Genomic DNA, 22,475 nt, shown 5'->3' with positions numbered 1-22,475 from the left:
AACAAATCATATGATGCACTCCTTACATTACCTGAACCGGTTCACCAAAACATGGTGCGCTGCCCTCGCCGGCATGATGCTGATGGCGGTCCCGGCCGCTCACGCATCCTTTTCCGTGGACGTCCATCCCTCCGGCAGCATTCCGGACCTGCCCGATCCTGCGGGACGCGCCGGAATGATTGCCGGAACCGTGGCGGAAAAAGACGGCTCCCAGTCCATTATCGCCGCGGGAGGGGCCAATTTTCCCCATGCCGCCCCCGGGGCCGCCACGCCGGAGGAACGCGGCCCGAAGGCGTACCACCGGGACATTTTCAAACTCTCCAACGGGCAATGGAATAAAGTCGGCAATCTGCCCGTTCCGCTGGGCTACGCGGCATGCGCCAGTGTCGGCAAGGGCGTGGTGCTGGCCGGAGGCCACAATGAAGAGGGCATTCGGCAGGACACCCTGCTGATCAGGGCGGACGGGTCCGTGGAAAAGCTCCCGCCCCTTCCCCGGCCCGTGACGGAAGCCGCCTTCGTCGGTTCGGGAGACAAGCTCTACGTCATCGGGGGACGGGACCGGGACGAACCGGAAACGGCCCTGAATACCGTGTACGTGCTGGACACCTCCCCTGAAACGGCCAGCATGGAATGGAAGACCCTGCCTCCGTTCCAGGGGCCGGGGCGCATTCTTGCCACCGCCGCCTTTTCCGACAGCACCCTTTTCCTGGTAGGAGGATGTTCCCTTTCCAAAAATGCCGCAGGGGAAACGCAAAGAACCTACCTTTCCGACCTGATCGACTACGACCTGGGCTCCACGAACCCTGCCGAGTGGGGAAAGACGAAGAAGGAGCGCACCGGCCCCGGAACTCCCGTGGCGGCAGCGGCGGGCCCCGCCCCCGTCAAGGAAAACACCATCATCCTGATTGGGGGAGACAAGCGCGGCAATTCGCCGGACCCGTCCAGGCCCGTGGTGCAGTCCAACGACATCCTGGCCTACGACATCGTGAAGGATAAATGGAGCCGCCTGGGAGAATGGCCCGCAGGCATCGCCACGGCGCCTGCCGTCACCAGGGGCAATGAGATCGTCACCATCAGCGGAGAAACCGCTCCCGGGGAGCGTACCCCAGCGAACGCCTCCGCAACGGCGGGATACCATTTTGAAATGAGCACGGTGGACTATGCCGTTCTCATCCTCACGATCATCGTGCTGGCCATCATCATCATTTCCGCCGTGCGCAACGGCGTCAGGAACGTCTCCGCCGTTACGGATCCGAACACCAGGCCCGGCCTGTGGGCCTGGGTGGCCGTCATCGTGCTGTGGTTCGTCGTGATGCTGAACTACTTTGACCGCCAGCTTCTTTCCGCCCTGCATGAGCCCATCGTGCGGGACATCCCCCAGACGGAAGCCCAGTTCGGCATGGTTACCTCCGTCTTCCTGCTGATTTACGCGCTGCTGAGCCCGGTGGGAGGCTTCCTGGCGGACCGCTACAGCCGCCGCCTGATGATTCTCTGCTCCCTGGTCGTCTGGTCCGTGGTCACCTGGTGGACCGGGCACGCGGAGGATTACACCTCCCTGCTCATCGCCCGCGGGGCCATGGGCATCAGCGAAGCCTTCTACATTCCCGCCGCCCTGGCCCTGATCACGGACTACCACCGGGGCAGCACGCGCTCCATCGCCACGGGCCTGCACATGAGCGGGATCTACGTGGGCATGGCCATCGCCGGGTTCGGCGCCACCATGGCTTCCTGGACGGGCTGGCGCATGACCTTCGCCCTGTTCGGTTTGATCGGCGTGGCTTATGCCATCGTCCTGATCCTGTTCCTGAAAGACCCAGGAAAGGCGCCCGCAGATACGGCCCTTGCCCGGAAGAAGGACAAGCCGGGGGAAGAAACCGTGCTGATCAACGTGGACAACGACGAACAGGCTGTTAAGGTTCCCGCGGCCAAGCTTTCCACAGGGGCCGTCCTTTCCAGCCTGCTGAGCGGCCGCCCCATGTGGATGCTGCTTTGCGTGGTGGCTTTTGCGGGCGCGGGCAACTGGTTCCTGCTGACGTGGTACCCCACCCTGCTGCATGACCAGTACCACCTTTCCTCCGCGGAGGCCGGCCCCGCCGCCACACTGTGGAGCTCCATTGCCAAATACATCGCGGTTCTGGGGGGCGCGATCCTGGCGGACATGTGGTACAAGCGCAACACCCGCGCCCGCGCGCTGGTACCGGGCATCGCCTTCAGCGTATCCGGCCCGCTGGTCGTCCTGGCACTGCTGCCCGGCATCTTCGGCTGGGACATTGCGGTTCCGCTGGTACTCATGCTCGGACTGGTGGCCACGCAAGGACTGGCGCAAGGATCGCTGGACGCCACCCTCATGCCTGTGCTACGCTCCCATATTGACGAGCGCTACTCCGCCACCGGCTACGGTCTGCTTAACCTCACCTCCGCCGGGGTGGGCGCGCTCATCTCCTTCTTCGGCGGCTGGTTCAAGGACCAGGGCATTCCCCTGACCACCACGCTGGCCGCAGCCGGATGCCTCATGCTGTTCTGCGGGCTTTTGCTCCTGATGCTGCCGAGACCCCGGCACTGATATATCAAACTCATCAACTACCTACCTCCATGAAGAGACCTGCACGCAACCACCTGGCCGCGGGAGCCCTGTGCTTCCTGTCCCTGCTTTCTCCGGCAGAGGGCCGCACCTGGACCAACACCCAGGGAAAAACCCTGGAGGCCGAATTCGTCAAACTGGACGGCCAAAAAGCGGTGCTGACCCGCGCCGGCGGCCAGACGGTCACCATTCCCCTGAACCAGCTTTCCAAAGCGGACCAGGATTTCATTGCAGGACAGGGGACGGCAGCGGCTCCCGCCAACCCGGCGGACAATTACAAGCAACCCTGGCCCAGAACCGTCAAATGCCCGGACAATTTCAAGGTGGAAACCATCAAGGAGGAGAAGGGGGAATACATTTACGAGACGCCCCACTTCCGCTTTATTTGCGACGCCAAGCTGGGCGCCGGCATGATCAAGCGCCTGGGCCTCCTGTTTGAAGCCACCCATCTGGCTAACAAGACATTGCCCATCGGCAACATTCCGCCCCATGACGATTCCGCCAAATTCCCGGCCTACCTGTATGAAAAGTTCAGCACCTACCAGGAAAACGGGGGACTGGAAGGAACGGCGGGCATTTTCCTGGGAACCACGCGGCCCGGTGACCGGGGCAGAATTCTGGTGCCTTTCCAGTCGCTGGGCGTCAAGTCCATGGGGAGCACGTACATCATTGACCGGGACAAGGATGCCACCACCCTCATTCACGAACTGACACACCAGCTCATGTCCCCGCAGGCCAAGCAGGCCAGCTGGTTCTGCGAGGGCTCCGCGGAATACGTGGCCATGACGCCCTATGCCGGGGGCCGCTTCAACTTCGGCTCCAACCGCTCCCACATCGTTTCCCGCGTTACGGAGTACGGCAAGAAAAACACGGGGGGCCGCGCCCTGGGGGACGATTTTGAGGCTCCCGGCCTGGAGGCCTTCATGAACATGCCATACACCCAGTTCACGAATGAAAACGCCAATCTTCACTACGGCCTGGCCGCGCTGATGGCCTACTACTTCTACCACATGGACGGAAAAGGGGACGCCCAGCGCATCAAGAATTACATGAAGGCCATTCAGTCCGGCACCAGTGAAAAGGAAGCGCAAAAGCTCCTCCTGGACGGCAGGACTTATGAGGAACTGGCCAAGGAGATCGAGCAAAAATGGCGCAAGGCAGGCGTCAAGATACGCTTCCGCGCCTCTTCCTGATTACTTTCTTTTTCTGCAATCTTCCTGTTCCCTGCCGGGAACGGAGGACACATGTGCCCTGAAAAACCGTTGACATGGCGGGGAAAGGCGGCAAACTCCCCTCAACAGGGGCTTTCAGACACGTATGGCAGAAGACGCTTCCATATCCTCCCTGCTGGACCGGGTGGCCCGCACCGCCCCCTTCCGCAGGGAACTGGCGAAGCTGGGCACGGAGGAACAGGCCGTTTTCGACCACACCGCGTTGCCCGGCGTGCCGTTTGTGGCGGCCCTGTGCATCAACAGCGTTCCGGAAACGTGCCGCACCTGGGTGGTGACTCCCCATCTGCGAGCCCAGGAATCCGTAGCCTCCCAGCTGGAGACATGGGGCGTGCACAACATCCTGTTCGTCCCGGAAAAGGAAGTGGCGCTGGGTGAAGAAGTGGGAGACCCGGAACTCACCGCCGAACGGCTGAACGTGCTGCACCGCATTGCCTCCGGACAAATAGGCAGGCAGACCGTCGTTCTGACGGAAAATTCCCTGAATGACGAGGTTCCCTCCACCAGGGGCATGAAGAACCAGGGCATGATCCTGAAGGCGGGGGAAACGCGTCCGCCGGACGAACTGGAAAAGTCGTTCACGGAAGCCGGATTCGAGGGCGTTCCGCAGGTCATTTCCCGCGGGCAGTGGTCCCGCCGCGGCGGCATTCTGGACGTTTTCCCCCTGCAATCCGCCAATCCCGTACGTCTGGAATTCTTTGACGATGAAATCGAATCCATCCGGGAATTCGACGTGGATACCCAGGTCTCCTTCCGGAAGGTGGAGCACGTCAACCTCGTCCTGCAGGAGGCGGCATCCGTGGAAACCCTGCGCGACTGGATCAGGCCGGGAGACCTGGTCATCACCACCCCCTTCTGCAAGGAACGCGGGCACGTGTGCATCCTGGCCGCCCCTCCGGAAGATGCGGAGGGAGAGGAGGATTTTTCCCTGGCCATCCATGACAATCCCCTGGGCAGCTTTGACGCGGGCGACTTCGTGATGCAGGAAATGCGCCGCGAACTGGCCGAACGCCAGATACGGGAATGGCTGGACCGGAAATGGAACGTCAGCATGTTTTTCCCGAACCAGGCGGAAGAAGAACGGTTCAAGGACATCTGCGCCGGCACCCCGGCCCTGCTCTCCATCACCTGCCTGCGGGGGGACCTGCCCGGCGGCTTCAGCATTCCCGGAGCGAAGACGGCAGTCCTCTCCTCCTCCGAGCTGTTCGGCAGGTACCAGTCCGCCACGGCGCGGCGGCGCGCCAGCCGGGAAGACAAGGCGCGCAAGGCACGCGCCCAGGCCTCCCTGAAAGATATCAATCCGGGAGACCTGGTGGTCCACACCAGCTACGGCATCGGGAAGTTCATCAACATCTCCACCTCTCCGGATTCCGGAGACGAGGAAATGAACATCCTCTACCGGGACAACACCATCCTGCACGTCCCCCTCAGCCAGGCGCACCTGGTTTCCCGCTACATCGGCCTGGGCAGCAGGACGCCGGAACTCAACAAACTGGGGGATTCCAAATGGCAGCGCGCCAAAAAATCCGCGGAACGCTCCGTGGCGGACTACGCCGCCCAGCTCCTGAACGTGCAGGCGGAACGCCAGACGGGCAAAGGCTACAGCCACCCGCCGGACAGCAAATGGATGTGGGAGTTTGAAAGCTCCTTCCCGTTCCGTGAAACGCCCGACCAGCTCCGCGCCATCGCCCAGACGAAGGCGGACATGGAATCCACCCGGCCCATGGACCGCCTGATCTGCGGAGACGTGGGCTTCGGCAAGACGGAGGTAGCCATCCGCGCCGCTTTCAAATGCGTGACCGGCGGCCGCCAGGCGGCCGTGCTGGTGCCCACCACCGTACTGGCGGAGCAGCACTTCCGCACCTTCAAGTCACGCATGAGCGAATACCCCGTGCGCATTGAAATGCTGAGCCGCCTCAACAGCGCGGCGGAAGTCAAATCCACGCTGGAAGGGTTGAAAAACGGCTCCGTGGACATCGTCATCGGTACCCACCGCCTCATTTCCGAAGACGTTTCCATCAAGAACCTGGGCCTGGTGGTCATTGACGAGGAACAACGCTTCGGCGTCAAGCACAAGGAAAAATTCAAGGAGCGCTTCAAGGGAATAGACGTGCTCACCCTGTCGGCCACCCCCATTCCCCGCACGCTGTACATTGCCCTGATGGGCGCCAGGGACATGAGTTCCATCGACACGCCGCCCGTCAACAGGCAGCCGGTGCAGACCAGCGTCTGCCCCTATGACGAACGCATCATGAAAAAGGCCATGGAGCGCGAACTGGAGCGCGGGGGCCAGATATTCCTGCTGCACAACCGCGTCAAGACCATCGAGCTGTTCCGGGACAGGATACAGGCCCTGGTCCCCAAGGCGCGCATCGTCATCGGCCACGGACAAATGCCCAAGGACGAGCTGGAAAAGGTCATGAGCTCCTTCGTGCGGGGAGAGGCGGACATTCTGCTGGCCACCACCATCATTGAATCGGGCATAGACATTCCCAACGCCAACACCATCATTATTGACAGGGCGGACCGCTTCGGCCTGGCGGACTTGTACCAGCTCCGCGGCCGCGTGGGCCGCTCAGGGCACCGCGCGTACGCCTACCTCATGCTGCCCAGGTCCTCCTCCACTACGGAAGACGCCCGCAAGCGCGTCTCCGCCATCAAGCAGTACACGGAACTGGGTTCCGGATTCAAAATAGCCATGCGCGACCTGGAAATCCGCGGCGCGGGCAACCTGCTCGGCACCCAGCAAAGCGGCCACATCGCCGCCATCGGCTTTGACCTGTACTGCCAACTTCTCCAGCAGTCCATCTCCCACATGCAGGGCAAACATTCCGCACCCAGGGCGGACGCCGCCCTCCGGGCGGATTTCATCGTGAACAGTGAAACGCAGTTTGCGGCCAAATCCCGCAAGGAGTACCTGGGCGCCTTCATTCCGCGGGACTACATCAGCGACGCCCCGCTGCGCATCGCCGCCTACAAGGATTTGGCGGGGGCCCGCACCATCAAGGAGACGGACGCCCTGCTCCGCACCTGGGAAGACCGATTCGGACCTGCACCGGAAACGGTGCATCATCTGCTTGCCGCGCACAAAATCAAGATACTGGCCACCATGGCCAATATATCCATGGTGGAAGTCAGCGGCCAGCGCCTGATGCTTACCCGGAACGGGGATTTCATCCTCCTGTCCAACAAATTTCCGCGCCTGGCGGGAATCACCCCGGCGGAAAAGCTTCAGGAAACCCTGGAAATGCTTAAAAAGATCTAATTCTGGTCCGCCTCCCTGCCGGCAGCCTGCTCCCGGGTATTCCAGGCAGTCAGCCACCGGACTTCCCTGAGGCGGTAGCCGCGCTTCAGCAGCTCCGCATGCAAACCGGGCAGATGCGCCGCCCCGTAGAAGATGCCAATCTTGCGCGCACCCTTGCCTTTCCACTGGTCGAATATCTCCATGCATTTGGCATTCCTGCCTTTCAGAATCACCGTATCCTCCAGATAATCAGGGCTGGTATAGGCCAGCATACGCATCAATTCATTTTTCAGTCCGGAAACATTTCCCGTAATCAGATCCATCGCCATCTTGATTTGATTCGGCTGATAGCCGCAGTAATCTTCCTTCAGGGAAGACATGATCTCCTTCGCCATCAGTCCCATAAAACTCTCCTTCTTTTCTTCCTGCGCCTTCCTGAATTCCCCCAGGGTCATGTCCGCATGGACGAAGTGGGACGGAGAATAATCGATTCCATCCATCTGGGCCTGCAAATTCAAGGCTTTGCTGAATCTTTTATAGGCTTCCCCCAGCCAGTTCAGCAGGAAGGAAGACTCTTCCTCCCTCTGTTCCTTTTCCCATGCCTCCAGCCGGTTCCATTCGCGGGCTTCTTCCTTCGTCAAGCCGCCCAGCGGCTTGCTCCGGTCAATCCTGCTCCGCAATTCCTCCCGCCGCTGGAGCCCTTCCCCGCCGATCATTTCAAACAGCAGCAAATCACATTGCCCGAACAGTTTGTTCAAACGGTCGTAATACTCCGGTTCAGCCACATGCATCGCCCCGATCAGCCTCACCTCCTGTCCGCCGTCATTCACATAGGAAGCCACGGGCGTTGCCAAATCCTGCTGTTCAGGGGAATCCGCCTCCAGCCTCAGAAACGTAGCCGGGTACCCGCCGTATTTTTCCGCATTCCTGCCGGAGTCGGCTACGGCGGCAAGTACGGAAGAGCACAGCATGAAGGCAGACAAAATACCGCGCAATATGTTCATACGTCACCAGCCTAGCGGCCATTATCCGCAGAGCAAGCCAAAAAAGAACTTCCTCAAACACCTTGGCATCTCCCCATCCCGCCGGGACAGGCACTGCGGAACACCGGGAGGCCACAAAAAATCCTCCGCTCCCGCAAGGGAACGGAGGATGAAGAATCAAGCCGCCCAGGGCTGGCGCCCCGGAAGCCGACCGCCACATGACGGTTTACTTCTGTTTGCAGCAGCAGCATTTGTCGGACAGGGCGCCCACGCCGGGCAGCACCTTGCCTTCCAGAAGTTCCAGGGAGGCGCCGCCGCCCGTGGAGCAGAAGGAAAGCTTGTCCTGAACTTTGAATTTCTTGGCTGCCGTTACGGAATCACCGCCGCCCACAATGGAAATGGCGGAGGAATCGGCCAGGGCTTCCGCAATTTCCTTGGTGCCCTTGGCAAAACAGTCCATTTCAAAGACGCCCATGGGGCCGTTCCACAGAACAGTCTTGGCATCCTTGATGATAGCGGAGAATTCTTCAATGGCCTTGTCGCCGATGTCGATGGCCATGCCGCCTTCCGGCACCTTGCCGCCTTCCGCGAAGGGAGCCGTGCAGAATGTTTCCGCACCGTCCTCAAACTTCATAGTCACGCGAACGTCGGCCGGAAGCACGAACTTGACACCCTTGGCCTTGGCGTTCGCCAGGATTTCGCGGGCCAGGTCCAGCTTGTCGCCTTCGATCTTGGAAGCGCCCAGGTCATAGCCTTCGGCAGCCAGGAACGTGTTGGCCATGGCTCCGCCGATCAGGAACGTGTCAGCCTTTTCCATCAGCTTGGAAAGTACTTCGATTTTGTCGGACACCTTGGCGCCGCCCATGATCACCACAAAGGGTTTTTCCGGGTTTTCCAGCTTGCCTTCCAGGTATTCCAGCTCGCGCTCGATCAGGAAGCCCATCGCGCTCTTTTCCGCAAAATGGGTAACGCCTTCCGTGGAAGCATGGGCGCGGTGGGCGGTGCCGAACGCGTCGTTCACGAACAAGGTGGCGTTGCCCAGCAGAGCCTTGGCGAATTCCGGATCGTTTTTCTTTTCACCGGGATAGAAGCGGACGTTTTCCAGCAAGACCACGTCGCCATCCTTCATGGCGGCGCGGGCGGCTTCAGCTTCCGGTCCGATGGCGGCGGGAACGAATTTCACTTCCTTGCCGAGCAGTTCGGAAAGGCGGGCGGCCACGGGCTTCAGGGAAAAAGCGGAATCGGGTTCATTCTTGGGACGGCCCAGGTGGGAACAGAGGACGAGACGGGCGCCGCCGTCAAGCAGGAACTTGATGGTGGGAAGGGCGGCCACAATGCGGGCGTCATTGGTAATTTCCCCATCCTTGAGGGGTACGTTGAAGTCAACGCGCATCAGGACTTCCTTGCCCTTGACGTCAAGATCACGAACAGTGAGTTTAGCCATATCAGTTTATGTTGTTTGGTTCAATGGAATGAAAAAGGGAGGGCATTTCTGCCCTCCCGGAAAATCCCGGCCGCCCGCACCAACCCGGTTCATGAACCGGAAATCTGTTTCAGGCGGCTGGAAAGAATGTCTTGTGACTACTGAAGAGCAAGCGTTGTTCAGGAATGAACTTACTTGCCGCAGCTGCAGCCGCAGGAGCTCACGCTGTCGCCCAGCTTCTTCATGGCTTCGGCGGCGCGGTTGGAGTAGCCCCATTCGTTGTCGTACCAGCCGCAGACCTTCACCAGGTTGCCGCCGACCACGTAGGTGAAGCCGGAGTCAAAGATGCAGGAGTGGGGGTCGGAAACGATGTCCTGAAGCACCAGGTCTTCTTCGGAGTAAGCCAGAATGCCCTTCAGCGGACCTTCAGCGGCTTCCTTCATGGCGGCGTTCACTTCTTCCACGGTCACATTCTTCTTGAGGATGGCCACGAAGTCGGTCAGGGAACCGGTCGGGGTGGGTACGCGGAAGGAAGCGCCGTTCAGGGCTCCCTTGAGTTCGGGAATCACTTCTCCGATGGCCTTGGCGGCTCCGGTGGTCGTCGGGATGATGTTGATCGCGGCGGCGCGGGCGCGGCGGGGATCCTTGTGCGGCAGGTCCAGAATGCGCTGGTCATTCGTGTAGGAGTGAATGGTGCTCATCATGCCCTTTTCAATGCCGAACTTGTCGTTCAGCACCTTCACCATCGGGGAAAGGCAGTTGGTGGTGCAGGAAGCGTTGGAAACGATGTTGTGCTTGGCGGGATCGTATTCGCTGTCGTTGATGCCCAGGCAGAAAGTCAGGTCCGGATCCGTGGCGGGAGCGGAAATGAGCACCTTCTTGGCGCCGGCGTCAATGTGCTTCTGGGCGGCATCACGCTTGGTGAACAGGCCGGTAGATTCCAGAACGACGTCCACGCCCAGGTCCTTCCAGGGAAGGTTGGCGGGGTCGCGTTCCACCGTGATGAGGATCTTGTGACCGTCGATGACCAGATACTCGCCGTCGATGGAAACTTCGCCGTCAAACTTGCCCTGCGTGGAGTCATACTTGAGCAGGTGGGCGATCATTTCGATGGGGGTCAGGTCGTTGATGGCAACAACCTTGTTGCGTTCTTCCTTGGACATGGCGCGCAACACGTTGCGACCAATACGTCCAAAACCGTTAATAGCATATTTGGCCATAAGATTGAGGGCTTCAGATTTGATTAATTACAAGTCCCGGACCTATTCAAGTACCATGGACGGGGCAAGTTTAGAAACGATTCCGCCGGGCGTCAACACTATTGTTCCCCCATCATGGCAGTATGCCCCGGCCCTCCGCCCCGCGGGAAGGCACCAATGCAACAGCCATGCTCCTGCATGGCTGTCAAAAACTTGCACGGTCTCCACCCTCACGGCGGAATGGTCAGTTCATGGAGCGCAGGGCGGCGCGGATCAACTCGTCCGCGTCGGCGTCCGGATTCTCTTTCAAGTGGGCGGCAATGGCCTTGCGGGATTCCACCTGCTTGAAGCCCAGCGCAATCAGCGCCAGTTCCGCATCCCCCGCCGCCTGGGAGGTGGAGCCCTGGGCCTGGGCCTCCCAGGTGGCGGCCAGCCCCACCTTGTCCTTCAGTTCAAGCACAATGCGTTCCGCCGTTTTTTTGCCCACTCCCTTGGCCCTGGCGATGCCGGATACGTCTCCGCTCACCACGGCCTGCTTGAACTGTTCCACGGACAAGGACCCCAGAATGGCAATGGCCGTAGCGGGGCCGATTCCGGAAACCCGGTCGATCAGCAGCAGGAAGATGTCCCGTTCCGCATCGGTGGCAAACCCGTACAGCACCTGCATGTTTTCCCGTACGTGCAGGTAGGTTTTCAGCGTCAGCTCCCTGCCCGGCAGAGGATTCAGTTTGTCAAACGTGGACAGGGGCACGATCACCTCGTACCCCACGCCGTGAACATCCAGAATCAGCCGCTGGGGGTATGACTCCGCTACCGTACCGCGCAAAAAAGCTATCATGCCCATAACGTGACACAATCCCGGCGGCGGACAAGTCAAAAACGCATCCTTCCGGGTACGGTCCGCTATCTCTTGTGGAGAACGTGAAGCTTGATATGCTCCAGATCTTCCCGGTGGTAGAAACACCGTACGCGGAATCCGCGGGCCGTCTTGATGCGGCACCTGTATTCGCGCAGCAGTCCTTTTTTAACCAGCCTGTAAACGTAGCTTCTGACCACGCCCAGATAGCGGACGGCCTCTTCCATATTCACATAATGCAGCGGAGCACGGCGGCAGACCGGCTCCCGCGCGGACAGGAGACGCTCCACGTCCAGACGGCGCCAGCAGAGTGTGAGAGAACCCGTACTTTTGCGGACTACGCGGAAGCGTACTCCATGACGGTGCAGATATTGCCGGGCGGCGGAAGGACTGCAGCGCAGCCGCGCCGCTATGGAAGATGTTTCCATGAACGCGCCGGATGCGCTGGCATAAGGCTGCCCGGATTTGGGATCCGTTCCCTTGCGGCGGATTTTTACATGTTCAGGAAAACTCAGTTTGGGATTATTGATATATTCCCGCCCACCTACTCCGATGAATGTCTTTTTGAAACGATAAATCATGGCAATGTGAATTCACTTTGATAACACAGGGTTTCATACAGGCATTCTGCATGAAACTATAACATTTTTGAAAATACCAAAAATGCACTGAGCCCAAAAACAATCAACAACTTTCTTTGTTTTTCTGTTGTTTGTCCTTATACTGAACTCATTTCATCGCAATATATGCCTGTTCCTACATTATACAATTACTTCAAAAGGGCCTAACATCAACAATTAGATCATCAAAAAATCTGTTGGATGCGCGAATTGCCTCCGGGCTCTTTCCCCTTATTTACAAATAATTCATGATCAATTACATGAATAAGAGGAAATATTCCATTCAACTACGGGAAGAGGAAAAGCCTTCCTCAATTCTTCAAACCTCCGTATTTTCCGGGTTCAACAAGCCCCTTACCTCAAAACAGGGAAACCGGAAGTCGCCGGCGGACGGCTCCAACATTACAGGCTCAAAACTCTTTTACGGAAAGGAGCCCAAGTAAAAAACCGGACAATAACTAACAGTCCATTTGTACCCGGAACGAACAATAAGAAACCCGGCTTCCCACAGAAAGCCGGGTAGGAAAAATCATGTTCCACTCTTCAGGGAAGAAGCTTGGAAGGCCGCGTTTCAAACATGCCGCGCTGCGGAACGAAAACACGGTCATTGGGCTGGATGGGTATGGCCCTGTCCCTGGTGGAATAATAATCATACGTGACGGTCTTCCCGCCGCGCGTCACCTGGACATACCGGGATCCCCATTCCGTCACGTCCCCGGCTCCGACGATCGCTTCCAGCAGCGTCATGCCGCGCCGCCATGGAACGTTCTTTTTCATGGCTACGTTTCCGCTCACCAGAACGATATGCTGGGTGAGCTGCACGTCGGAACTCTGCACTTTCACCAAAAAGGTGGGAGAAGTGTACAGTTCCGCCTTCTTGTAGGCAGCGGCAAGCATGTCCTCAATCTGCCGCGCCGTCCGGCCAACTACCCGCAGCACATCCTGCCCGGCGGGAAGCTGGGGCATGCGGATGGTTCCATTGCCATCCAGCAAATATTGTCCGGAGATGGCGGCAGCGTCGTCGGCAGGGATACCGCGTACCTGAATTTCAATGGTTCCGTGCGCGGGCACGGCATCCGGGGACTGCGAGAATGCAAACCCTCCCGCAGCCAGGATGAGGCAAACAATAGAATACAGATACTTTTTCATGGCACTATCGCTTAATACAGATCCTCATTATCATTGGACTGCGTAGCCGCCAATTCCTTGGCTTTGCCGGAACGCTCGGCCTTCTTCAGGGAAGAAGCGTCGGCGTTCCCGCCGGAAGCGCCGCTTTCCGCAGAATAATAGGAGTAGTAGGTTGTGTAATATTGATACTGGTGATCGGAAGTAATGTCCACATTATTCATCACCACACCCGCCAGATTGCCACCGACGGATTCAATGACCTGCTTCTGCCTCAGCAGGGCCTTCAACGGAAGCTTGCGCGGCTGGACAACCATCAAGGTCATGTCCACCTCGCTCACAATCACGGCCGAGTCACTGACACCGAGGATGGGCGGAGAGTCCACCAGCACGATATCGAAGCGCTGCTTCACCTCCTGGAGCAGTTCGCTGAACTTGCGTGAGTTCAAGGCGCCCGAGGGGTCAAAAGGAACCGGCCCCGCAGGCATGACGTACAGGTTTTCCACAGGCGTCTGGAAGATCACTTCCTCCAGCGGATAGTCTTCCAGTAGATAGGACGTCAGCCCTGCTTCATTGTCCAGTTCATAGTATCTGTGCAACTTGGAGCGGCGAAGGTCCGCATCAATCATCAAAGTGGCATACCCCCCCTGGGCGCAGATGTAGGCCAGGTTGCACAACGTCGTGGTCTTACCTTCCCCGGCACTGCCGGAAACAAAGGTCAGGGAAATTTCCTCAAGCCCCTTTTTGTTGAATTCTATATTCGTCCGCAAAATACGGTAGGCTTCCGCATCCGGCCCCAGAGAACCGGCGGAATGCAGGATGGGGACGTTTTTGGGAATGATGCCCAGAACAGGCACTTGCAGAGCCCGTTCCACATCCTCCATGGTCTTGACGGAAGTATCCATGAATTCCAGCAGAAGAGCCAGGCCCATGCCCAGCAGCAAACCGGCAACGGCGCCCACCGCCAGGTTCAGCGTTACATCCGGCTTGTAGGGAGCCGTAGGCAACAGGGGATTATCATACATTTCAACCGATTCACGGGGAACACGCAGACGGGCGATTTCATCCTTGTAGCGGGCATCCAGGGTTTTGAGCTGATCCAGGGCCGTATCATACTCGCGGCTGGTCTGTTCATAAACGGGCATCTTCATCACATGTTTCCGGAGATCCTCTTCCTTTTGAGCTACAATCTTCGCCCACTTCACACGGCTTGCCGTAACCATTTCCAGCTTGCTTCTCAAAGAGGAGCGCAGGCCCACAAGTTCCTTGTTCAGCTTTTCCTTCAAGATGTTCGCCGTTTCCTGGAGGGCCACCATCTTGGGATGCTTGGGGCCCAGGTTCTGGGCCTTGAGATTTTCCCTCTCCTTATCCTTCTCCATGTACTCCTGATAGGTTTTGCGCAGGGAGTCCGCCGCCAGAATTTCCGCATTCAAAAGATCGGAGTTGGTGACATAATCCATCAGCTTGTCGTCCGGAAGACGCTGGACTTCCGCAACATAGGCGGCCAGTTCCTGCTCATCCTTCTCAAATTTCATGAGCTGTGCCTTGGAATTCCGGAAATCCTCGTCTTCCATGGCTCCGGTCATCACGGAGCGGTTATCCCCACTCCTGTACATGGTGGAGGGCAAATAGTCGTTTTCCACAATCAACTTCTTGAGAGCCATCATCTTGTCATTGACAATGTCCTCCTGTTCCCGGAGAACGTCCTGAAGGCTCTTGATAGCCGTTTCCACCAACCGGTTTTCACGCATTTCACGGTCCTGCTTGTACGCCTCCGGGACTGCCTTGGCAATGTTCTGAACCAGTTTGGGGTCAGGCCCGGAGACAATGACATCCACCAAGTCCGTTGCACGGAGGGGGGATACCTTGATCATTCCAGCCAGGTTGGTAGCAGCCAAATCATCCGTCATGCCCCATTCCGCAGCCAGATTCAGTTTTTTGGATACCACTTTCAGCACTTCGGACGAAGTCAGCACCGAATACTGCATGGGGATGTAGTTGTCCGTGATATTGGACGATGCCACGACATCCTCTCCCGTACCGATCCCCATCACCGGCCTGGGACGCTTGATCTGAAACTTGCTCGTCGCACGGAACGAAGGAGGCATCAGAAGCGTCACCACCAGGGAAATGACCAGAACCAGCATGAAAACAAGAAAGACTTCTTTCCAGCGGTTTTTCAGAACTTGTATATAATCAATATTGCGTACGATAGGATCGCCATTCTGCTGATCTGGAGCGTTCATGAAGAGACGGTGCGGTAGTAAGATAAAACTCCTCTAATTGTGAATGAACATTCGCAATTAGAGGAGTAGAAACATTAATTGTCAATCAAGCTTAGAAGCTGTAATTCATTCCGAAGGAAAACACATTCCGGTTATAGCTCGGCATGGGGAAGTTATATCCGCTGTAGGAGCCATTCGTATAGGAATACTGGGCGGTAAGGGCCAGCACGTTGGTCAGCATCATCTTGACACCGGCCGTCGCGTTGAACGTCAGCGTTTTCGTATCAGTACTCGAGGAACTCGGGCGGGAATAATCGCTGGAGATCAGGTTCACGCCGGCATTCAGGCTGACCCGGTGCGTCACCTTCATCGTGCTGGTCAGACCAACGCGCCACGTCTCGTTGGAGTAGTAGCTGGCGCCCGTTTGGGGAACGTAGGTGTTCGTTGCTTCGTTGGAGTAGCGAACGAACATGCCCAAAGAGAAACGGTCGCTCATGCGGTGGTTCAGGCCAAATTCCGCTGACGGGTAGGTCTTGGTGCCGTAATTGTCCACGTGCTTGAACTGGGGACCGACACGCAGCGTGGCGGAAGTGTTCTGAGCTACGGCATATTCGGCACCGGCCATGACGAAGTTGGAGAATTCGTTATTGCCGTATTCGCGGTCACAGTAGGAACCATTCCAGTTAATGGACAAAGCCAGGCGTTCCGTCCACTTGTACCGATTATTCAGATTCAGGTTGAAGTACTGACGGTTATCAGTTTTGGCGGAATCTTCCTGATAATCGATCATGGAATAGCTGGCGCCTACCGTCGTGGAATAACGGGTGGTCCATGCTTTGCTCAGGGAACTGGAAACATACACGTAAATGTAGTCGCCGTCACGCCGGGAGTTGGCGATGCCGTTTGAGTAATTGGGTTCCGGCTGCCAGGCAAAGGAAAGGCTACCGTTGTAACGCAGCGTCTGGTCAAAACTGTGGGAAAGGCTGGCGTTCAGCGTGGAGTTGGAAAGAGATTCATTCGTATCGCCTTCCAGGTCTTTCAAGTAGAAAATGCCGCCGAGCTTGGCAGAGAAGGCATACTGGGTAACGGCATCATAATTGGCGAGGGAGGCGCCAATGTCCGTGCTGATGAATGCGCTTTCCTGCTGATTGGAGTTGGTAGCATTCACGTTATCATCATAGCCGCCGGCTACGTTGAATGTCCATTTCAGGGGAAGGGATTCTTCCAGCCCTACAGGACCGGCAAGCGTGTACAGGGACTGCCCGTAAGCGTGAGCTCCAACCAGGCCGGAAGCGAGCAAAGAGAGATAAAAAAGACTCTTCATAAATTTTAATCCGTTTTAGGTATAGGAGTTATTTAGTTGCCGGAAGGATTGGATACGGGGGCAGGACTCGTAGGCGTGCCGCCCACGGGAACACCGCCGGGCATGACAAGAGCGCCGGTGGCGGCGTCTTCACCGGGATTCACAATAAGCCCGTGCGTCTGCGTAGTTACACCCTGCAAGGGATTGTCGGGAGTCTCGGCGGCTACTTCTACAGCGATGGAAGGCACCGTCATTGCCACGGTGGAATTACCGAGAGCCCTGGTCACCGCTGCACAAATCGGAGAAACGGAAGCGTAAGGCTTGGGCTGCACGGAAACGGCGGCAGATACGATATTGCGCACATTGGCTTCCGTAACCTTGGTTCCGTAACTCTTGACGGCAGCGGAAGCCACCTGGGGGGCATTAACCGGAAAAGCTCCGGCTGCCATGGAAACCATCTGTGCCATGACTGCGTCGGACACACCTGCCTTGACAGCGCTGTCCAGCAAGGCGGATACAGCCTTCATATCCAGGGCTCCGGACCTGCGACCCGCTTCAACGGTAGCAGCCATCTTCTGGATAAAAACCTTTTCAGCCGCAGAGGCCTTAACATCATCAACAGCCGGAGCGGCTGACGGAGAAGCAGCTTGCTGAGCCACACCGGAAAGTGTGCCCGCAAATGCAAGTACCAGCACAGAAAGTGCCGTCTTCGTAATGGACCTGGCCTTCATTGGAAGAATATTGTAGCAGGTGGTTAAAAAATGGAGCGGGTAACGGGAATCGAACCCGTATGATCAGCTTGGAAGGCTGGAGCTTTACCATTAAGCTATACCCGCACAACGCCCGCATTATGTTCAGGAGTCGGAGATAAGACAAGTTTTTTTTCATTGAGGAATCAAATTTAAAAAAATAAGACGCAGTTTATTCTGTTGCCTTGACATTCCCCGCTTCTCCCGGTAAATAAACGCCGCACATATTGTGCGGGCGTCGTTCAATGGTAGGACGCGAGCTTCCCAAGCTTGAGACGTGGGTTCGATTCCCATCGCCCGTACCAAACTTTTCATACCGCAAGTTTTTGTCCATCATCGCTTGCGGCTTTTGTTTTCTTGAAAGCGCGGAACAGAGGGAATTTACAAGCGGAACGGCAGAAAAATCCGCCTGCCGTTCCGGGATGGAAAACCACCGCCGGAATGGCATGCGGAGAGGCCGTCAGCAACCCAGTACGAACTTCTTCTGAACCTTCGCAAGGAGGAGCACCTTGCGGATCATGGTGCGGGTTTCATTGAGAAGGTTGAGATACAACAGGGTTCTTCTCATGTCGGAAACATTCTCCGCACGCAGAATGATCTGCCGTTTGACCGCTTCCGCGAATTCCTCGTCCAGGGCATCAATGCTGTCCAGGCACTCGTCCAGGCCGCTGTAATCATTGGTCTCCATCATGTCCCGGAAGCGGGGATACAGGGAGGAAACCCGGTTGTTCATTTTCCGCAAGTCTTCTATGTGCTCCATGTCCAGCCCCTCATGGTTGTTGTCAATGTAGGCATGGCTGGCCGTAGTGATGTTGGAGAGGGATTCAAAGACGGAAGTGGCGTATTCCACCATCTGCACATGGCGCTTGCCGCGGTCAGCCTCCCCGTCCCTCAGTTCCCGGACAACGGGCATGACTTCCATCGCCATCTTGTCGCCCAGGGAACGGCGGATGCCACGGGATTCCTTGCGGAGTTTTTTCAACCGTTTCCGGTCCTCCACATTCAGGGCTTCCAGATTCATCTCATAGATTTCCGCCATGCGCTTCATCAGCTCAATGATTTCTTCGTTATAACGGCTCAGGGAGGAAGCGTCTGCATAATTCCTGCCTTTCACCAATTCCGCCGCCTGCGTGCGTCTTCTGTGCAGGCGGGCGCTTTTCAGGAGCAGGAATGCCGCCAGGGCGCACATGGCGATGATCCCGAAGATACCGCCGTACACAATACAGGCCGCCACCATGCAGCACATGGTAAATGCGGCAAATGCCGTAAAGAACCAGCCGGAAATGACCGTGATCACCCCGGTGATGCGGTACACGGCGCTATCCCTCCCCCAGGCCTTGTCCGCCAGGGAGGAACCCATGGCCACCATGAAGGTGACATATGTGGTGGAGAGAGGAAGCTTGAGCGAGGTGGCCAGGGAGATCAGAAGGGCGGCCACGGTCAGGTTCACGGACGCACGGATCAGGTCAAAGGAGGCTCCGTTGTCCGGCCCTTCCGGAACGGGCTGGAACCGTTTTTCGATAAATCTGCCCACGCTTGCGGGCATGATTTTTTCCACCACGCGGGAAGCGTTCAACGCATAGCGCACCATCATCCGCGCCGGAGGAACGGAACCGAATCTTTCCACTCCCCCGCCCTGCCGGGCCAGGTTGACTTCCGTATCCGTCACGGTCTGCGCCTTTTTGGAGAACATCAGGGCCAGCACCATGATGAGGCCAGCACCCAGCAGGTAACGCCAATCCGCCGTCACGGGGGCCGTCAGGCCGCCCATGGTCAGCGTGGAAAGGTCCATGCCCTGCGCCACGGCAGCGGAAGCGATTTCCATGGAAGACTGCCCCGCCATGAAGACGCCAATGAAGTTAACGAGGTCATTCCCGGCAAAGGAGAGGGCCAGGGCCATCGTACCGGCAAGTACCGCTATTTTCAGGATATTGACTTTGCAAACATTCTGGAGTACGGCCATCAGAACGGTCCAGAAAACAAAGCTGTAGCATACGTACAGCCAGATGTGCGCGTCCAGGTGGCGGATCATGTCCTTCGTGACCAGCGTACTGCCTTTCAGCCCCTTGAATACGGCAAAGTAAGTGATGGCCGTCAGGGCTACGCCGCACCAGACGGCGCCCAGATACTTGAAGGATTTCCTGTAGTTGAAGGAGAAGATGAGGCGGGAAATCCACATGACCACTACGCCGCAGATAAACGCCACAAAGACGGAGGAGAAGATGCCGGAAATGATCGCCAGGGCCTTGGAGGAGTTGATATAGCTGGCCAGGTCCTGCGCTGCGCCGGGCTCTCCGGACCAAATCTTGAACAGCGCCACGGCCACCGCGCCCCCCAGCAATTCAAACACGATGGAAACCGTCGTGGACGTAGGAAGGCCGAAAGTGTTGAACACGTCCAGCAGAATCACATCCGTCAGCATCACCGCCAGAAAGATCAGCATGATATCATGGAAGGTAAATTGTGCCGGCATGAACACGCCGCTCCTGGCAATTTCCATCATGCCGCTGGAAAACAGGGAGCCAATGATAATACCCAGAGCGGCCACCAGGACGATGGTCCGGCGGGGAGCGGCCTTGGAGCCGACGGCGGAGTTCAGGAAATTGGCGGCGTCATTAGAGACGCCAACCACGAGGTCAAAGCAGGAGAGTACCAGCAGCAAGCCTATGATGAAGTAATAAATAGGGTCCATATGTGTAATAAACGGCCTTCTATTACCCGAACCCTTTCCGGCACTCCCGTTTTAAAGCGTGAAGAATTCGTCACATTTGCCGTAAAACCGCATCGTGAACGGGTTCGTTCCCTCCCCTGATGAAATCTTGCCCTCCTTTTCTGCTGTCCTGGGGGCTTTTTCTCCCTCTGCCGGGAGAAATTGATGCCGATACGCGGGAGCTTGTCCCCCACATGGGGCAGCCCCCTACGCAGCCCCCTGAACCTCACAGTCATCAACCATTTCCTTCTTCAAATCGTCAGCCTGCGGTAGAACGTCATGGAGGTATTTTTTCATCCAAAGGAAAAAAGCGTTGCCGTCCTGCTTCCTCTCCCTTCCTGTTGGAAACAGTTCCGATGTCCGTCACCTCCTGATCTTCATCCGGCATGAGTCGGCAAACAGCGGAAGGTCCGAAAAACAGCAGTTCTTTCCGGCCAAATGGAAAGAGGCGGTCGCCGCGCCAGCCCGGAAGACCATTTCTTTTCCAAACAAAAAAGGCTCTCCGGAAAACCGGAGAGCCTGAATGATTTGTCGCATTGTCCCGAAGAAACGGGGAGGGCTTACATCATGCCCATGCCGCCCATTCCTCCCATGCCGCCCATGTCGGGAGCGCCGCTGCCGCATCCGCAGCCCTTCTTCTCGGGCTTGTCGGCAATGACGCATTCCGTGGTAAGCAGGAGGCCGGCGATGGAAGCCGCGTTCTGCAGGGCGGAACGGGTCACCTTCGTCGGGTCCACCACACCGGCGGAAAGCAGGTCTTCGTACTTGTCCGTGGCCACGTTGTAGCCTTCGGCAGCCTTCTTCATGCCTTTCACCTTGGCAACGATGAGGGCGCCTTCGCGGCCGGCATTGCAGGCAAGCTGGCGGAGCGGAGCTTCCACCGCACGGTACACGATTTCCGCGCCGGTGTGTTCGTCCCCTTCCAGCTTCAGGCTGTCAATGGCCTTCTGGGCGCGGATCAGGGCCACGCCGCCGCCGGGTACGATGCCTTCTTCCACGGCCGCGCGGGTCGCATGCAGGGCGTCGTCCACACGGGCCTTCTTTTCCTTCATTTCCGTTTCCGTAGCGGCACCCACATGGATGACGGCCACGCCGCCGGCCAGCTTGGCCAGGCGTTCCTGGAGTTTTTCACGGTCGTAGTCGGACGTGGTGTCCTTGATCTGGTGGCGGATCTGGGAAATGCGGGCTTCAATATCCGCGGACTTCCCGGCGCCTTCCACGATGACGGTTTCATCCTTGGAGACGGTGACGCGCTTGGCCTGGCCGAGGTCTTCAATACCCACGTTTTCCAGCTTGATGCCGAGGTCTTCCGTGATGCATTTGCCGCCCGTCAGGATGGCAATGTCTTCCATCATGGCCTTGCGGCGGTCGCCAAAGCCGGGGGCCTTCACGGCGCAGATGTTCAGCACGCCGCGCAGGCGGTTGACCACGAGGGTGGCGAGGGCTTCGCCTTCAATGTCTTCAGCGATGACCAGGAAGGGACGGCCGCTCTTGGCCACTTTTTCAAGCAGCGGAAGGAAATCCTTCAGGTTGTTGATCTTCTTCTCGTGAATCAGGATGTAGGGGTTTTCCAACACCGCTTCCATCGTTTCCGCGTTGGTCACGAAGTAGGGGGACAGGTAGCCCTTGTCAAACTGCATGCCTTCCACCACGTCCAGCGTGGTTTCGATGCCCTTGGCTTCTTCCACGGTGATGGTGCCGTCCTTGCCCACCTTGTCCATGGCTTCGGCAATGATGTTGCCGATTTCGTCGTCCCAGTTGGCGGAAACGGTAGCGACCTGGGCCACTTCCTTGCTGGAGTCAACGGGCTTGCTGATCTTCTTGAGTTCTTCCACCACGGCGTCGGAGGCTTTCATGATGCCCCTCTGCAGGGAGATCGGGTTGGCGCCGGCTGTGACATTGCGCAGGCCTTCGCGGTAAATGCTTTCAGCCAGTACGGTGGCGGTGGTGGTGCCGTCGCCGGCCACGTCGTTGGTCTTGGAGGAGACTTCGCGGACAAGCTGGGCGCCCATGTTTTCAAACGGGTCTTCCAGTTCGATTTCCTTGGCCACGGTCACACCGTCCTTGGTGATGAGGGGGGAGCCGAATTTCTTGTCGATCACCACGTTGCGGCCGGCAGGGCCCAGCGTGCTTTTAACAGCCTTGGCGATCTGTTCCACGCCGCGGAGCAGCGCCTGGCGCGCGGTTTCGTCAAATTGGATTTGTTTAGCCATAATATCAGATTTTTA

General features: G+C 57.7%; 14 protein-coding genes and 2 tRNA genes. 4 read left to right on the top strand and 12 right to left on the bottom strand.

Features of this window, described 5'->3' with window-relative positions; all coding sequences use genetic code 11:
• Nucleotides 1-10: 10 nt before the first annotated feature.
• The 3 genes from HMPREF3039_RS05285 (at nucleotide 11) to mfd (ending at nucleotide 7,075) form a co-directional block, all read left to right on the top strand.
• Nucleotides 11-2,563, top strand: a complete 2,553-nt coding sequence (locus HMPREF3039_RS05285) for an MFS transporter (protein WP_067571231.1) — start codon at nucleotides 11-13, stop codon at nucleotides 2,561-2,563.
• Between the two features lie 29 nt (nucleotides 2,564-2,592).
• Nucleotides 2,593-3,774 (top strand): SHD1 domain-containing protein, encoded by a 1,182-nt coding sequence (locus HMPREF3039_RS05280; RefSeq protein WP_067571229.1) that lies wholly within the window; start codon nucleotides 2,593-2,595, stop codon nucleotides 3,772-3,774.
• Between the two features lie 124 nt (nucleotides 3,775-3,898).
• The gene (mfd, locus tag HMPREF3039_RS05275; RefSeq protein WP_067571227.1) at nucleotides 3,899-7,075 is read left to right on the top strand and encodes a transcription-repair coupling factor; all 3,177 of its coding nucleotides are present in this window, start codon (nucleotides 3,899-3,901) and stop codon (nucleotides 7,073-7,075) included.
• Here mfd and HMPREF3039_RS05270 read toward each other — a convergent pair.
• From HMPREF3039_RS05270 to HMPREF3039_RS05220, 10 genes are all read right to left on the bottom strand, one after another.
• Nucleotides 7,072-8,058: a TraB/GumN family protein gene (locus tag HMPREF3039_RS05270; protein WP_067571225.1), complete on the bottom strand. Its 987-nt coding sequence runs from the start codon at nucleotides 8,056-8,058 to the stop codon at nucleotides 7,072-7,074. The genes mfd and HMPREF3039_RS05270 overlap by 4 nt on opposite strands.
• A 205-nt stretch (nucleotides 8,059-8,263) precedes the next feature.
• Entirely contained in the window at nucleotides 8,264-9,481 is a 1,218-nt protein-coding gene (locus HMPREF3039_RS05265) for a phosphoglycerate kinase (RefSeq protein ID WP_067571223.1), read from the bottom strand.
• 170 nt (nucleotides 9,482-9,651) lie between these two features.
• The gene (gene gap / locus HMPREF3039_RS05260; RefSeq protein WP_067571221.1) at nucleotides 9,652-10,680 is read right to left on the bottom strand and encodes a type I glyceraldehyde-3-phosphate dehydrogenase; all 1,029 of its coding nucleotides are present in this window, start codon (nucleotides 10,678-10,680) and stop codon (nucleotides 9,652-9,654) included.
• A 223-nt stretch (nucleotides 10,681-10,903) separates the two neighbouring features.
• On the bottom strand, nucleotides 10,904-11,497 hold the full coding sequence (gene ruvA / locus HMPREF3039_RS05255) for a Holliday junction branch migration protein RuvA (protein WP_067571696.1): 594 nt from the start codon (nucleotides 11,495-11,497) through the stop codon (nucleotides 10,904-10,906).
• A gap of 65 nt (nucleotides 11,498-11,562) precedes the next feature.
• On the bottom strand, nucleotides 11,563-12,096 hold the full coding sequence (locus HMPREF3039_RS05250; RefSeq protein WP_067571219.1) for a MerR family transcriptional regulator: 534 nt from the start codon (nucleotides 12,094-12,096) through the stop codon (nucleotides 11,563-11,565).
• A gap of 582 nt (nucleotides 12,097-12,678) precedes the next feature.
• Nucleotides 12,679-13,284 (bottom strand): polysaccharide biosynthesis/export family protein, encoded by a 606-nt coding sequence (locus tag HMPREF3039_RS05240; protein WP_067571215.1) that lies wholly within the window; start codon nucleotides 13,282-13,284, stop codon nucleotides 12,679-12,681.
• 11 nt (nucleotides 13,285-13,295) lie between these two features.
• The gene (locus HMPREF3039_RS05235; protein WP_067571213.1) at nucleotides 13,296-15,506 is read right to left on the bottom strand and encodes a polysaccharide biosynthesis tyrosine autokinase; all 2,211 of its coding nucleotides are present in this window, start codon (nucleotides 15,504-15,506) and stop codon (nucleotides 13,296-13,298) included.
• A 91-nt stretch (nucleotides 15,507-15,597) separates the two neighbouring features.
• A complete protein-coding gene (locus HMPREF3039_RS05230; RefSeq protein WP_082770086.1) occupies nucleotides 15,598-16,809 on the bottom strand; it encodes an outer membrane beta-barrel protein in 1,212 nt (403 codons plus the stop codon).
• Between the two features lie 32 nt (nucleotides 16,810-16,841).
• Nucleotides 16,842-17,360, bottom strand: coding sequence for a hypothetical protein (locus HMPREF3039_RS05225; RefSeq protein ID WP_067981975.1), 519 nt, complete (start codon nucleotides 17,358-17,360; stop codon nucleotides 16,842-16,844).
• 190 nt (nucleotides 17,361-17,550) lie between these two features.
• Nucleotides 17,551-17,624: transfer RNA gene (locus HMPREF3039_RS05220), tRNA-Gly, on the bottom strand.
• A 144-nt stretch (nucleotides 17,625-17,768) separates the two neighbouring features.
• On the opposite strand from HMPREF3039_RS05220, the gene HMPREF3039_RS05215 reads away from it, so the two are divergent.
• Nucleotides 17,769-17,842 (top strand) — tRNA-Gly (locus HMPREF3039_RS05215).
• Nucleotides 17,843-17,997: 155 nt separating this feature from the next.
• Here the strand turns inward: HMPREF3039_RS05215 and HMPREF3039_RS05210 are convergent.
• Both HMPREF3039_RS05210 and groL read right to left on the bottom strand, forming a co-directional pair.
• Complete coding sequence (locus HMPREF3039_RS05210; RefSeq protein ID WP_067571207.1) at nucleotides 17,998-20,229, bottom strand: inorganic phosphate transporter; 2,232 nt, start codon at nucleotides 20,227-20,229, stop codon at nucleotides 17,998-18,000.
• A 578-nt stretch (nucleotides 20,230-20,807) separates the two neighbouring features.
• Nucleotides 20,808-22,463 carry a chaperonin GroEL gene (groL, locus tag HMPREF3039_RS05200; protein WP_067571203.1) on the bottom strand — a complete coding sequence of 552 codons (1,656 nt, stop codon included), beginning with the start codon at nucleotides 22,461-22,463 and terminating at the stop codon, nucleotides 20,808-20,810.
• Nucleotides 22,464-22,475: the final 12 nt, after the last annotated feature.

The sequence above is a fragment of the Akkermansia sp. KLE1798 genome, from assembly GCF_001580195.1.
Lineage (GTDB): Bacteria > Verrucomicrobiota > Verrucomicrobiia > Verrucomicrobiales > Akkermansiaceae > Akkermansia > Akkermansia biwaensis.
Note: the sequence above shows the minus strand (reverse complement) of the source record. Positions and strands in the feature narration are given on the sequence as shown.